General features: G+C 58.2%; 25 protein-coding genes. All 25 read left to right on the top strand.

The window, feature by feature from the left end; translation table 11 throughout:
- Positions 1–11 precede the first annotated feature (11 nt).
- The 25 genes from tuf (at position 12) to rpsM (ending at position 12507) form a co-directional block, all read left to right on the top strand.
- Positions 12–1205, top strand: a complete 1194-nt coding sequence (tuf, locus tag AC0KXH_RS16680; protein WP_043222062.1) for an elongation factor Tu — start codon at positions 12–14, stop codon at positions 1203–1205.
- Between the two features lie 150 nt (positions 1206–1355).
- Positions 1356–1667 (top strand): 30S ribosomal protein S10, encoded by a 312-nt coding sequence (gene rpsJ / locus AC0KXH_RS16675; protein ID WP_003103876.1) that lies wholly within the window; start codon positions 1356–1358, stop codon positions 1665–1667.
- An 81-nt stretch (positions 1668–1748) separates the two neighbouring features.
- Positions 1749–2384, top strand: a complete 636-nt coding sequence (rplC, locus tag AC0KXH_RS16670; protein WP_041110232.1) for a 50S ribosomal protein L3 — start codon at positions 1749–1751, stop codon at positions 2382–2384.
- Positions 2385–2396: 12 nt separating this feature from the next.
- Entirely contained in the window at positions 2397–2999 is a 603-nt protein-coding gene (gene rplD / locus AC0KXH_RS16665) for a 50S ribosomal protein L4 (protein WP_313329220.1), read from the top strand.
- Complete coding sequence (gene rplW, locus AC0KXH_RS16660) at positions 2996–3295, top strand: 50S ribosomal protein L23 (RefSeq protein WP_041110234.1); 300 nt, start codon at positions 2996–2998, stop codon at positions 3293–3295. Before rplD ends, rplW begins: the two co-directional genes overlap by 4 nt.
- Before the next feature lie 14 nt (positions 3296–3309).
- Positions 3310–4131, top strand: coding sequence for a 50S ribosomal protein L2 (rplB, locus tag AC0KXH_RS16655; protein WP_041110235.1), 822 nt, complete (start codon positions 3310–3312; stop codon positions 4129–4131).
- 16 nt (positions 4132–4147) lie between these two features.
- Positions 4148–4423: a 30S ribosomal protein S19 gene (gene rpsS / locus AC0KXH_RS16650; protein WP_003293029.1), complete on the top strand. Its 276-nt coding sequence runs from the start codon at positions 4148–4150 to the stop codon at positions 4421–4423.
- Positions 4424–4436: 13 nt separating this feature from the next.
- Complete coding sequence (gene rplV, locus AC0KXH_RS16645; protein ID WP_003304070.1) at positions 4437–4769, top strand: 50S ribosomal protein L22; 333 nt, start codon at positions 4437–4439, stop codon at positions 4767–4769.
- A 13-nt stretch (positions 4770–4782) separates the two neighbouring features.
- Positions 4783–5469 (top strand): 30S ribosomal protein S3, encoded by a 687-nt coding sequence (rpsC, locus tag AC0KXH_RS16640; protein WP_041110236.1) that lies wholly within the window; start codon positions 4783–4785, stop codon positions 5467–5469.
- 12 nt (positions 5470–5481) lie between these two features.
- Complete coding sequence (gene rplP, locus AC0KXH_RS16635) at positions 5482–5895, top strand: 50S ribosomal protein L16 (RefSeq protein WP_041110237.1); 414 nt, start codon at positions 5482–5484, stop codon at positions 5893–5895.
- On the top strand, positions 5895–6086 hold the full coding sequence (gene rpmC, locus AC0KXH_RS16630) for a 50S ribosomal protein L29 (RefSeq protein ID WP_003289209.1): 192 nt from the start codon (positions 5895–5897) through the stop codon (positions 6084–6086). The genes rplP and rpmC overlap by 1 nt, the downstream gene beginning before the upstream one ends.
- Before the next feature lie 2 nt (positions 6087–6088).
- On the top strand, positions 6089–6355 hold the full coding sequence (rpsQ, locus tag AC0KXH_RS16625; protein ID WP_041110275.1) for a 30S ribosomal protein S17: 267 nt from the start codon (positions 6089–6091) through the stop codon (positions 6353–6355).
- Between the two features lie 23 nt (positions 6356–6378).
- A complete protein-coding gene (rplN, locus tag AC0KXH_RS16620; RefSeq protein ID WP_003289207.1) occupies positions 6379–6747 on the top strand; it encodes a 50S ribosomal protein L14 in 369 nt (122 codons plus the stop codon).
- Between the two features lie 11 nt (positions 6748–6758).
- Positions 6759–7073: a 50S ribosomal protein L24 gene (gene rplX, locus AC0KXH_RS16615; RefSeq protein WP_041110238.1), complete on the top strand. Its 315-nt coding sequence runs from the start codon at positions 6759–6761 to the stop codon at positions 7071–7073.
- A 19-nt stretch (positions 7074–7092) separates the two neighbouring features.
- The gene (rplE, locus tag AC0KXH_RS16610) at positions 7093–7632 is read left to right on the top strand and encodes a 50S ribosomal protein L5 (protein ID WP_041110239.1); all 540 of its coding nucleotides are present in this window, start codon (positions 7093–7095) and stop codon (positions 7630–7632) included.
- Positions 7633–7644: 12 nt separating this feature from the next.
- Entirely contained in the window at positions 7645–7950 is a 306-nt protein-coding gene (gene rpsN / locus AC0KXH_RS16605; RefSeq protein WP_041110240.1) for a 30S ribosomal protein S14, read from the top strand.
- Between the two features lie 174 nt (positions 7951–8124).
- Positions 8125–8517, top strand: coding sequence for a 30S ribosomal protein S8 (rpsH, locus tag AC0KXH_RS16600; protein WP_041110241.1), 393 nt, complete (start codon positions 8125–8127; stop codon positions 8515–8517).
- A gap of 12 nt (positions 8518–8529) precedes the next feature.
- The gene (rplF, locus tag AC0KXH_RS16595; protein WP_312764314.1) at positions 8530–9063 is read left to right on the top strand and encodes a 50S ribosomal protein L6; all 534 of its coding nucleotides are present in this window, start codon (positions 8530–8532) and stop codon (positions 9061–9063) included.
- 10 nt (positions 9064–9073) lie between these two features.
- Positions 9074–9424, top strand: a complete 351-nt coding sequence (rplR, locus tag AC0KXH_RS16590; RefSeq protein WP_037043286.1) for a 50S ribosomal protein L18 — start codon at positions 9074–9076, stop codon at positions 9422–9424.
- Positions 9425–9427: 3 nt separating this feature from the next.
- Positions 9428–9928 (top strand): 30S ribosomal protein S5, encoded by a 501-nt coding sequence (gene rpsE, locus AC0KXH_RS16585; protein WP_041110243.1) that lies wholly within the window; start codon positions 9428–9430, stop codon positions 9926–9928.
- Positions 9929–9930: 2 nt separating this feature from the next.
- A complete protein-coding gene (gene rpmD / locus AC0KXH_RS16580; RefSeq protein WP_041110244.1) occupies positions 9931–10110 on the top strand; it encodes a 50S ribosomal protein L30 in 180 nt (59 codons plus the stop codon).
- Positions 10111–10112: 2 nt separating this feature from the next.
- The gene (gene rplO / locus AC0KXH_RS16575; protein WP_041110245.1) at positions 10113–10547 is read left to right on the top strand and encodes a 50S ribosomal protein L15; all 435 of its coding nucleotides are present in this window, start codon (positions 10113–10115) and stop codon (positions 10545–10547) included.
- Complete coding sequence (secY, locus tag AC0KXH_RS16570; RefSeq protein ID WP_041110246.1) at positions 10548–11876, top strand: preprotein translocase subunit SecY; 1329 nt, start codon at positions 10548–10550, stop codon at positions 11874–11876. It begins immediately after the preceding gene.
- 30 nt (positions 11877–11906) lie between these two features.
- Entirely contained in the window at positions 11907–12023 is a 117-nt protein-coding gene (rpmJ, locus tag AC0KXH_RS16565) for a 50S ribosomal protein L36 (protein WP_043217073.1), read from the top strand.
- Positions 12024–12150: 127 nt separating this feature from the next.
- Positions 12151–12507 (top strand): 30S ribosomal protein S13, encoded by a 357-nt coding sequence (gene rpsM / locus AC0KXH_RS16560; RefSeq protein ID WP_041110247.1) that lies wholly within the window; start codon positions 12151–12153, stop codon positions 12505–12507.
- Position 12508 lies beyond the last annotated feature (1 nt).

Below are 12508 nucleotides of genomic sequence, written 5' to 3'. Positions count from 1 at the left end.
GGTTTACTGTCGTGGCTAAGGAAAAATTCGAACGTAACAAACCGCACGTCAACGTCGGCACCATCGGTCACGTTGACCATGGCAAGACCACTCTGACCGCTGCGCTGACCCGCGTGTGCTCGGAAGTGTTCGGTTCCGCTCGCGTCGACTTCGACAAGATCGACAGCGCGCCGGAAGAGAAGGCTCGTGGTATCACCATCAACACCGCTCACGTAGAGTACGACTCGAACGTTCGTCACTACGCGCACGTTGACTGCCCGGGTCACGCCGACTACGTGAAGAACATGATCACCGGTGCTGCCCAGATGGACGGCGCGATCCTGGTTTGCTCGGCTGCTGACGGCCCCATGCCGCAAACGCGTGAGCACATCCTGCTGTCCCGTCAGGTAGGTGTTCCCTACATCGTCGTGTTCCTGAACAAGGCCGACATGGTCGACGACGCCGAGCTGCTGGAACTGGTCGAGATGGAAGTTCGCGACCTGCTGTCCACCTATGACTTCCCGGGCGACGACACCCCGATCATCGTTGGCTCTGCGCTGATGGCGCTGAACGGCGAAGACGAGAACGGCCTGGGCACCACTGCCGTCAAGAAGCTGGTCGAGACTCTGGACAGCTACATTCCGGAGCCGGTGCGTGCTATCGACAAGCCGTTCCTGATGCCGATCGAAGACGTGTTCTCGATCTCCGGTCGCGGTACCGTGGTTACCGGTCGTGTCGAGCGCGGCATCATCAAGGTGCAGGAGGAGATCGAAATCGTTGGTCTGCGTCCGACCACCAAGACTACCTGTACGGGTGTCGAGATGTTCCGCAAGCTGCTCGACGAAGGTCGTGCGGGCGAGAACTGCGGTGTGCTGCTGCGTGGCACCAAGCGTGACGAGGTCGAGCGTGGTCAGGTTCTGGCCAAGCCGGGCACCATCAAGCCGCACACCAAGTTCGAGGCGGAAGTGTACGTGCTGTCCAAGGAAGAAGGTGGTCGTCACACCCCGTTCTTCAAGGGCTACCGTCCGCAGTTCTACTTCCGTACCACCGACGTGACCGGTTCGTGCGAACTGCCGGAAGGCGTTGAGATGGTTATGCCGGGCGACAACATCAAGATGGTTGTCACCCTGATCAAGCCGATCGCCATGGAAGACGGCCTGCGCTTCGCTATTCGCGAAGGCGGTCGTACCGTTGGTGCCGGCGTGGTCGCCAAGGTCATCGAATAAGTTCGGTGAGTCTGGAAAAGGGCCCCTTCGGGGGCCCTTTTCTATTGCTGGTCATTTATTGACACCCCCTGGACGCATCCGTACAATTGCGCCTCCTTTTATCAGGCGTTTTCGTCTGGTAGGGATGGCTAATTGGAGTCTGAGGTCAAAATGCAAAACCAACAAATCCGTATTCGGTTGAAGGCTTTTGACCATCGCCTGATCGATCAATCAACCCAGGAAATCGTGGAGACCGCGAAACGTACTGGTGCTCAGGTGCGTGGTCCGATTCCGCTGCCAACCCGCAAAGAGCGGTTCACTGTGCTGATTTCTCCGCACGTCAACAAAGACGCGCGTGATCAGTATGAAATTCGAACCCACAAGCGTGTGCTGGACATCGTTCAGCCGACCGATAAGACGGTCGATGCGCTGATGAAGCTCGATCTTGCGGCTGGCGTGGAAGTGCAGATCAGCCTCGGCTAAAACGCTCTGTTTTAGTCGTGTAACGCTCTGAAATGGGCGGCCATAGCGGGTGAAAGCCCCGTACACTCAAGAGGTTTTAAAATGACTATTGGTGTAGTCGGTCGTAAGTGCGGCATGACCCGCATCTTCACCGAAGAAGGTGTCTCTATTCCGGTTACGGTCATCGAGATCGAGCCGAATCGCGTCACCCAGTTCAAGAACGAAGAAAGCGATGGCTACCGTGCGGTGCAGGTTACCGTTGGTGAGCGTCGTGCTTCCCGTGTGACCAAGGCGCAGGCCGGTCACTTCGCTAAGGCGAATGTCGCTGCAGGTCGCGCCGTTCTGGAGTTTCGTCTGGAAGACGGCGAATACCAGGCTGGTGACGAAATCAAGGCGGAAATCTTTCAGGCAGGACAGCTGGTGGATGTCACCGGTCAGTCCAAGGGTAAAGGCTTTGCCGGTACCATCAAGCGCTGGAATTTCCGTGGTCAGGACAATACCCACGGTAACTCCGTATCCCACCGCGTCCCGGGATCCATCGGTCAGTGCCAGACTCCTGGTCGTGTATTCAAGGGCAAAAAGATGTCCGGGCACATGGGCGCCGAGCGCGTAACCGTGCAGTCCCTGGAAATCGTGCGTGTCGATGCCGAGCGCAACCTCCTGCTGGTCAAGGGCGCAGTGCCCGGTGCGACCGGTGGCGACGTTCTCGTGCGTCCGGCCGTCAAGGCTCGCGGTTAAGGGGGAGTTCACATGCAATTGAATGTTAATGGCGCTCAGGCCATCGAAGTCTCCGATCGCGCCTTTGGTGGCGAGTTCAACGAGACCCTCGTGCACCAGGCTGTAGTTGCCTACATGGCTGGTGGTCGTCAGGGCAGCAAGCAGCAGAAAAGCCGTTCCGATGTCTCCGGTGGCGGTAAGCGCCCCTGGCGCCAGAAGGGTACCGGTCGCGCGCGTGCGGGTACTACTCGTGGTCCGATCTGGCGTGGCGGTGGCGTTACCTTTGCTGCTCGCCCGCAGAATCATGAGCAAAAGCTCAACAAGAAGATGTATCGCGCGGCTCTGCGCTCCATCCTCAGCGAGCTGGTCCGTTCGGAGCGCCTGGTGGTTGTCGAGGATTTCGCCGTTGATTCGCCGAAAACCAAGCAGCTTGCCGGCAAGCTGAGCGGCATGGGCCTGAATGACGTGCTCATCGTTTCCGATGCCGTTGATCAGAACCTGTATCTGGCTGCCCGCAACCTGCCGCACGTGGATGTCCGCGATGTGCAGGGTTCGGATCCGGTCAGCCTCATTGCCTACGACAAGGTGCTCATCACCGTGTCGGCTGTGAAGAAATTCGAGGAGCTGCTGGGATGAACCAGGAACGCGTATTCAAAGTTCTGCTTGGTCCGCACGTCTCCGAGAAGGCAACTGTGCTGGCTGATGGCAAGAGCCAATTCGTATTCAAGGTTGCGACTGACGCAACCAAGCTGGAAATCAAGAAGGCTGTTGAAAGCCTGTTCGGCGTGAAGGTTGCTGCCGTCAATACCCTGAATGTTCAGGGCAAGACCAAGCGTACCGCTCGCGGTCTGGGCAAGCGCAACGACTGGAAGAAGGCGTACATCGCTCTTCAGCCGGGCCAGGATCTCGATTTCGCCAGCAGTGCTGAGTAAGGAAGGGGTGCATCATGGCAATCGTTAAATGCAAGCCGACTTCCGCGGGCCGCCGTTTTGTGGTCAAGGTGGTCAATCAGGAGCTTCACAAAGGCGCTCCTTACGCACCGCTGGTCGAGAAGAAGTCGAAAACCGGTGGCCGTAACAACAACGGTCGCATCACCACTCGTCACGTCGGTGGTGGTCATAAGCAGCACTATCGTCTGGTCGATTTCCGCCGCAACAAGGATGGCATTCCTGCCATCGTCGAGCGTGTCGAATATGACCCGAACCGTACTGCTCACATTGCGCTGCTGAAGTATGCCGATGGCGAGCGTCGCTACATCATCGCGCCGAAAGGTGTCGCTGCTGGCGATCAGCTGGTTTCCGGTGTCAATGCGCCGATCAAGGCTGGCAACAGCCTGCCGCTGCGTAATATCCCGGTTGGTTCGACCGTTCACGGTATCGAACTCAAGCCAGGCAAGGGGGCGCAGATCGCTCGTTCCGCTGGTGCTTCGGCTCAGCTGGTCGCTCGTGAAGGCTCCTACGTGACGCTTCGCCTGCGTTCCGGTGAGATGCGCAAGGTGCTGGCCGAGTGTCGTGCAACTTTGGGCGAGGTCTCCAACTCGGAGCACAGCCTGCGCTCTCTGGGCAAGGCCGGTGCCAAGCGCTGGCGTGGTGTGCGTCCGACCGTTCGTGGTGTTGCCATGAACCCGGTAGATCACCCGCACGGTGGTGGTGAAGGTCGTACCTCCGGTGGTCGTCATCCGGTGTCGCCATGGGGCTTCCCGACCAAGGGCGCGAAGACCCGCTCCAACAAGCGCACCGATAACATGATCGTCCGTCGTCGCAAGTAACTAGAGGGATACGACAGTGCCGCGTTCTCTGAAAAAAGGTCCTTTTATCGATCTTCACCTATTGAAGAAGGTCGAGGCGGCGGTGGAAAAGAACGATCGCAAGCCGGTGAAAACCTGGTCGCGTCGTTCGATGATCCTGCCGCAGATGGTCGGTTTGACCATTGCTGTACACAACGGTCGCCAGCACGTCCCGGTCCTCGTGAGCGAAGACATGGTCGGCCACAAGCTCGGCGAGTTCGCTGCTACCCGGACCTATCGTGGTCACGTAGCGGACAAGAAAGGCAAGCGCTAAGGGGTAAGGAAAGATGGAAGTAGCCGCTAAGTTGTCGGGCGCTCGCATCTCCGCCCAGAAAGCCCGCCTGGTCGCCGACCAGATCCGCGGGAAGAAGGTGGGCGATGCGCTCAACCTGCTGGCTTTCAGCAGTAAGAAAGCCGCGGAAATCATGAAGAAAGTGCTCGAGTCGGCCGTTGCTAACGCCGAGCACAACGAGGGCGCTGATGTGGACGACCTGAAGGTCTCCACCGTCTTCGTCAACGAAGGGCGTTCGCTTAAGCGAATCATGCCGCGGGCCAAAGGCCGCGCTGATCGCATCGTCAAGCGGTCTTGCCATATCACTGTCAAGGTTGCGGACAAGTAACGGAGTCGATCAGATGGGTCAGAAAGTACATCCCACTGGCATTCGCCTGGGAATCGTCAAGGAGCACACCTCCGTCTGGTATGCAGACGGCCGTACCTACGCCGATTATCTGCTTGCAGATCTGAACGTGCGTGAGTACCTCCAAGACAAACTAAAAAGCGCGTCCGTAAGCCGTATCGATATTCATCGTCCGGCTCAAACCGCACGCATCACCATCCACACTGCTCGCCCTGGCATCGTCATCGGCAAGAAGGGTGAGGATGTTGAGAAGCTGCGTCAGGACCTGACCAAGCAAATGGGTGTGCCGGTGCACATCAACATCGAGGAAATCCGCAAGCCGGAACTCGATGCCATGCTGGTTGCACAGAGCGTTGCTCAGCAGCTGGAGCGTCGTGTGATGTTCCGTCGCGCCATGAAGCGTGCGGTGCAGAACGCCATCCGCATTGGTGCCAAGGGCATCAAGATCCAGGTGAGCGGTCGTCTTGGCGGTGCCGAGATTGCCCGTACCGAATGGTATCGCGAAGGTCGTGTGCCGCTGCACACCCTGCGTGCGGATATCGACTACGCCACCTACGAAGCGCACACCACCTACGGTGTGATCGGTGTCAAGGTCTGGATCTTCAAGGGTGAGGTCATCGGTGGCCGCCATGAAGAGCTCAAGCCGCAGGCGCCCGCTCCTCGTAAAAAAGCTGCCAAATAAGGAGTACGCCAAATGTTGCAACCAAAGCGTACAAAATTCCGCAAGCAGATGACCGGCCACAACCGTGGTCTGGCACAGCGCGGTAGCAAAGTGAGCTTCGGCGAGTTCGCGCTGAAGTCCGTATCCCGTGGTCGCTTGACCGCGCGCCAGATCGAGGCGGCACGTCGTGCGCTTACTCGTCACGTTAAGCGTGGCGGCAAGATCTGGATTCGCGTGTTCCCCGACAAGCCTGTTACCAAGAAGCCTCTGGAAGTCCGGATGGGTAAAGGTAAGGGTGGCGTCGAGTACTGGGTAGCCCAGATTCAGCCGGGCAAGGTGCTCTACGAGATCGAGGGTGTTTCCGAAGAGCTGGCGCGTGAGGCTTTCGCCCTGGCTGCTGCAAAGCTGCCGCTCGCCACCTCCTTTGTTAAGCGGACGGTGATGTGATGAAAGCGAATGAACTTCGTGAAAAATCCGCTCAGCAGCTGAACGAGCAACTGCTCGAGCTGCTGCGCGACCAGTTCAATCTGCGTATGCAGAAGGCGACTGGCCAGTTGGGGCAGTCTCACCTGCTCTCGCAAGTCAAGCGCGACATCGCTCGTGTCAAGACTGTGCTCAACCAGCAGGCAGGTAAGTGATCATGGCTGAAGCTCAGAAAACCGTCCGTACGCTGACCGGTCGCGTCGTCAGCGACAAAATGGACAAGACCATCACCGTTCTGATCGAGCGTCGCGTCAAGCACCCGATCTACGGTAAATATGTGAAGCGTTCGACCAAGCTGCACGCTCACGATGAAAGCAATCAGTGCCGCATCGGCGACAAGGTCACCATTCGTGAGACCCGCCCGATGGCCAAGACCAAGTCCTGGACGCTGGTTGACGTCGTCGAACGCGCCGTCGAAGTCTAAGGGCTAGGGGTCGGAGAAATTATATGATTCAGACTCAATCCATGCTCGATGTGGCTGACAACAGCGGTGCCCGCCGTGTCATGTGCATCAAGGTGCTCGGCGGCTCCCATCGTCGTTACGCCGGTATCGGCGACATCATCAAGGTCACGGTCAAGGAAGCGATTCCACGTGGCAAGGTGAAAAAGGGTCAGGTGATGACTGCTGTCGTGGTTCGCACCCGTCACGGTGTGCGTCGTCCCGATGGCTCGATCATCCGCTTCGATGGCAATGCTGCGGTCCTGCTGAACAACAAGCAGGAGCCGATCGGCACCCGTATCTTTGGGCCGGTGACTCGTGAGCTTCGTTCGGAGAAGTTCATGAAGATCGTCTCGCTTGCCCCTGAAGTGCTGTAAGGAGTAGCCGCATGCAAAAGATTCGTCGCAACGACGAGATCATCGTCATCGCCGGCAAAGACAAGGGCAAGCGCGGTAAGGTGCTCAAGGTTCTCGCCGACGACCGTCTGGTCGTCGGTGGTGTCAACCTGGTCAAGCGCCATACCAAGCCGAACCCCATGGCCGGCATCCAGGGCGGTATCGTCGAGAAGGAGGCGCCTCTGCACGCCTCTAACGTCGCCATCTTCAATGCTGAAACCAACAAGGCTGATCGCGTTGGTTTCAAGGTTGAGGACGGCAAGAAAATTCGTGTCTTCAAGTCGACCCAAAAGCCGGTTGATGCTTGAGACTGCTAGGTAGATAACCATGGCACGACTAAAAGAAGTTTATCGGAAGGAAATCGCGCCGAAGCTGAAGGAAGAACTGAAGCTTGCGAACGTGATGGAAGTTCCGCGTATCACCAAGATCACCCTGAACATGGGGCTTGGCGAGGCTATCGGTGACAAAAAGATCATCGAGAACGCTGTTGCCGATCTTGAAAAGATCACCGGTCAGAAGTGCGTCGTGACGCACGCACGCAAGTCCATCGCAGGTTTCAAGGTCCGTGAGGGCTGGCCGATCGGCGTTAAAGTGACTCTGCGTCGCGAGCGTATGTACGAATTCCTGGATCGCCTCCTTTCCATCTCCCTGCCGCGTGTGCGTGACTTCCGCGGCCTGAATGCCAAGTCCTTTGATGGTCGTGGCAACTACAGCATGGGTGTGAAAGAGCAGATCATCTTCCCGGAAATCGATTACGACAAGATCGATGCTCTGCGTGGTCTGGATATCACCCTGACCACTACTGCCCGCTCGGACGAAGAGGGCCGTGCGCTGTTGCGCGCGTTCAACTTCCCGTTCCGCAATTGATCGGAGTAGGACATGGCTAAGCAAAGCATGAAGAACCGCGAGCTGAAGCGTCAGCGTCTGGTCGCCAAGTTCGCTCAGAAGCGTGCCGCTCTCAAAGCGGTGATCGCTAACCCGAACTCCACTCCGGAAGAGCGCTGGAACGCCCAGGTCGCACTGCAGAAGCAGCCTCGCGACGCGAGTGCATCGCGTCTGCGTAACCGCTGCCGTCTGACTGGTCGTCCGCACGGCGTCTACCGCAAGTTCGGTCTGTCGCGCAATATGCTGCGCCAGGCTGCTATGCGTGGTGACGTACCGGGTCTGGTGAAGGCCAGCTGGTAAGTGGCTGGCCGGCTCGTTCCGGCCTGTCCAGTAGTCGATCAAGCCCCTTCTGGGGCTTGATTCATTTCTGAGCAGTCTCTAGAATGCCCGGCTCGCCTGAGCCTCGCATTTTGTGTGAGTGCTCTGCGAAGCGAGCCGTCAGGCTTATTTTTTTGTTTTAGGAGCTAAGAGCCCATGAGTATGCAGGACCCGTTAGCGGACATGCTAACTCGTATCCGTAATGCCCAGATGGCCGAAAAGTCCGTCGTAAGCATGCCGTCTTCCAAGCTGAAGGTGGCTGTAGCCAATGTTCTTCAGGGCGAAGGCTATATCGCAGGATACCAAGTCAGCAGCGATGTTAAGCCGCAGCTGACCATCGAGCTTAAGTATTTCGAAGGCCGCCCGGTCATCGAGGAGCTCAAGCGTGTAAGCCGTCCTGGCCTTCGCCAGTACAAGTCCGTCGATCAGCTGCCGAAAGTGCGTGGTGGTCTGGGTGTGTCGATCGTTTCCACCAATAAAGGTGTGATGACTGATCGTGCTGCCCGCGCTGCCGGTGTTGGTGGCGAAGTGCTCTGCACCGTGTTCTAAGGGGGATAAAGCATGTCTCGTGTTGCTAAAAACCCCGTCAAGGTGCCTGCTGGTGTAGAGATCAAGCTCGCCGGTCAGCAGTTGTCGGTCAAGGGTGCCAAGGGCGCTCTGGATCTGAATGTCCATCCTTCTATTGAGGTGCTGCAGGAGTCCGGGGAGCTGCGCTTTGCAGCCCGTAACGGCGATCAGCAGACTCGCGCCATGGCCGGCACCACGCGTGCTCTGGTCAATAACATGGTGATCGGCGTCAGTCAGGGCTTCGAGCGTAAGCTTCAGCTGGTCGGTGTCGGTTACAAGGCGCAGGCGAAAGGCCAGGTGCTCTCTTTGGCTCTTGGTTTCTCTCATCCGATCGATTATGAGCTTCCGCAGGGCGTAACCGCTGAGACTCCCAGCCAGACCGATATTCTGATCAAGGGTATCGACAAGCAGCTGGTCGGTCAGGTGGCTGCCGAAATTCGCGACTTCCGTCGTCCTGAGCCGTACAAGGGCAAGGGCGTACGTTACGCGGATGAGGTTGTCCGTCGTAAAGAAGCTAAGAAGAAGTAGGGCATAGCAAATGAGCGTAAAGAAAGAAACTCGTCTGCGTCGTGCTCGCAAGGCACGTCTGAAGATGCGCGAGCTGGAAACCGTACGCCTTTGCGTGTACCGGTCTTCCCAGCACATCTACGCCCAGGTCCTCTCGGCCGACGGCGGCAAGGTCCTGGCCAGCGCTTCGACCTTGGACAAGGAGTTGCGCGACGGTGCCACTGGCAACGTCGAGGCGGCCAAGAAAGTTGGTCAGCTGGTCGCGGAGCGTGCGAAGGCCGCAGGCGTCACTCAGGTGGCGTTCGACCGTTCTGGCTTCAAGTACCACGGTCGTGTGAAGGCACTGGCTGATGCTGCTCGTGAAGGCGGGCTGGAGTTCTAAGTTATGGCGAATAACGAGCAAAAGCGCGACGAAGGCTACATTGAGAAGCTGGTTCAGGTTAACCGCGTCGCTAAAACCGTAAAGGGTGGTCGGATCTTCACCTTTACCGCGTTGACCGTAGTAGGTGATGGCAAGGGTCGCGTTGGTTTCGGTCGTGGCAAGTCCCGCGAAGTCCCCGCCGCCATCCAGAAGGCCATGGAAGCTGCCCGTCGCAACATGATTCAGGTCGAGTTGAACGGGACTACCCTGCAGTATCCGGCCAAGGCCGTGCATGGCGCCTCGCGCGTCTACATGCAGCCTGCTTCCGAGGGTACCGGCGTGATCGCTGGCGGCGCGATGCGCGCACTGCTGGAAGTTGCCGGTGTCCAGAACGTTCTGGCCAAGTGCTATGGCTCGACCAATCCGGTCAACGTGGTTCATGCCACGTTCAAGGGTTTGAAGGCTATGCAGTCGCCTGAGTCTGTTGCTGCCAAGCGTGGCAAGAGCGTCGAGGAGATTCTCTAACCATGGCTAACACCGTCAAAGTCACGCTGGTCAAGAGCGTGAACGGCCGTCTGGCTAATCACAAGGCATGCGTCAAGGGTCTCGGCCTGCGTCGCATTGGTCATACCGTCGAGGTCCAGGATACGCCTGAGAATCGCGGCATGATCAACAAGGCCTATTACCTTCTCCGCGTGGAGGGTTAATCATGCAACTGAACGATCTGCGTTCCGCGCCGGGTGCCCGTCGCGAAAAGCTGCGTCCGGGCCGTGGTATCGGCAGCGGGCTCGGCAAAACCGGTGGCCGTGGCCACAAGGGTCAGACCTCTCGCTCCGGTGGCTCGATTGCCCCTGGCTTCGAGGGTGGTCAGCAGCCGCTGCATCGTCGTCTGCCTAAGTTCGGCTTTGTCTCGCTCAAGGCTATGGATCGCGCTGAGGTGCGTACCGCCGAGCTGGCCAAGGTCGAGGGTGACGTCGTTACTCTCCAGAGCCTTAAGGATGCCAACGTCATCAACCAAAACGTGCAGCGTGTGAAAGTCATGCTGTCCGGTGAGGTTGGGCGTGCGCTGACCTTGAAGGGCATCGCAGCCACCAAGGGTGCGCGTGCGGCGATTGAAGCAGCTGGCGGTAAGTTCGAGGACTAAATGGCTAAGCAAGGTGCTCTCTCCGCGCTGGCAAATGGCGGGTTGTCTGAACTCTGGGCTCGTTTGCGCTTCCTGTTCCTGGCGATTGTTGTCTACAGGATTGGGGCGCATATTCCGGTTCCGGGGATCAATCCGGATAGGCTCGCCGAGTTGTTCCGCCAGAACGAGGGGACCATTCTTAGTCTGTTCAACATGTTCTCCGGCGGTGCGCTGGAGCGGATGAGCATCTTCGCGCTGGGGATCATGCCGTACATTTCGGCATCGATCATCATGCAGCTGATGACTGCCGTCAGCCCGCAGCTGGAGCAGTTGAAGAAAGAGGGCGAGGCCGGTCGTCGCAAGATCAGCCAATACACTCGTTACGGTACGCTGGCGCTCGCCATCGTCCAGGCTGTCGGTATGTCCGTTGGCCTGGCGGGGCAGGGCGTCGCATTCAGTAGCGACTTTGGCTTCTACTTCGTGGCCGTGACGACCTTCGTCGCGGGTGCCATGTTCATGATGTGGTTGGGTGAGCAGATCACCGAGCGCGGCATCGGTAATGGCATCTCGATGTTGATCTTCGCGGGGATCGTTGCCGGTATTCCGGGTGCGCTTGGCCAGTCCTTCGAGTCTGCGCGGCAGGGTGATATCAATATCATCGCGCTGCTCGCTGTGGGCTTGCTGGCGGTTGCGATCATCGGCTTCGTCGTCTTCATCGAGCGGGGGCAGCGTCGCATCGCGGTGCATTACGCCAAGCGTCAGCAGGGGCGTAAGGTCTTCGCAGCGCAGACCAGCCATCTGCCGTTGAAGGTGAACATGGCCGGTGTAATTCCTGCGATCTTCGCCAGCAGCATTTTGCTCTTTCCGGCGTCTTTGGGGCAGTGGTTCGGGCAGTCCGAGAATATGGGCTGGCTCGCTGATTTGTCGCAAGCGATTGCGCCCGGTCAGCCTCTCAACATCCTGCTGTTCAGTGCCGGTATCATTTTCTTCTGCTATTTCTACACGGCGTTGATGTTCAACCCGAAGGACGTAGCAGAGAACCTCAAGAAGTCCGGTGCGTTTATCCCGGGGATTCGTCCGGGCGAGCAGTCGGCGCGCTACATCGATGGCGTGTTGACTCGGCTCACCCTGTTCGGCGCCCTGTACATGACGGCTGTCTGTCTGCTGCCTCAGTTTCTCGTGGTTGCAGCCAACGTGCCGTTCTACCTTGGCGGGACCTCGTTGCTGATCGTGGTGGTGGTTGTCATGGACTTCATGGCCCAGGTGCAATCTCACCTCATGTCGCACCAGTACGATTCCCTGATGAAGAAAGCCAACCTGAAGGGCTACGGCGGCGGCATGCTCCGCTGAAGTGGTTCGTAAGGTTCGAGGAGTTGGTTGATGAAAGTTCGTGCATCGGTCAAGAAGCTGTGCCGTAACTGCAAGGTCATCCGTCGCGACGGCGTCGTGCGAGTGATTTGCAGCGCAGAGCCCCGTCACAAGCAGCGCCAAGGCTGAGTGTGAAGGTGTGACGCCCGGCAGCTAGTGCGCTGCCGGGTTGAATATTTGTTTCTACAGCGATAATATCTCGCGCCCTTTTCTTGGCTTCCGGGGCGTGGGTAGCTGTCAATTGGAGTTTCACTGAATGGCCCGTATTGCAGGCGTCAACATTCCGGATAACAAGCACACTGTTATCTCGCTGACCTACATCTACGGTGTTGGTCGCACCCAGGCGCAGAACATCTGCGCTGCCACCGGCGTCAATCCGGCGGCAAAGATCAAAGATCTCTCCGACGAGCAGATCGAGCAGCTGCGTGGCGAAGTCGCGAAGCTCACCACTGAAGGTGACCTGCGTCGCGAAGTCAACATGAAAATCAAGCGTCTGATGGACCTGGGCTGCTACCGCGGCCTGCGTCATCGCCGTGGGCTGCCGGTCCGCGGTCAGCGCACCAAGACCAACGCGCGCACCCGTAAGGGCCCGCGTAAGCCGATCCGCAAGTAAT

The sequence above is a fragment of the Stutzerimonas sp. CXK-1 genome, from assembly GCF_057738225.1.
The sequence above is the reverse complement of the archived record's forward strand: the minus strand, read 5'-3'. Positions and strand labels throughout refer to the sequence as shown.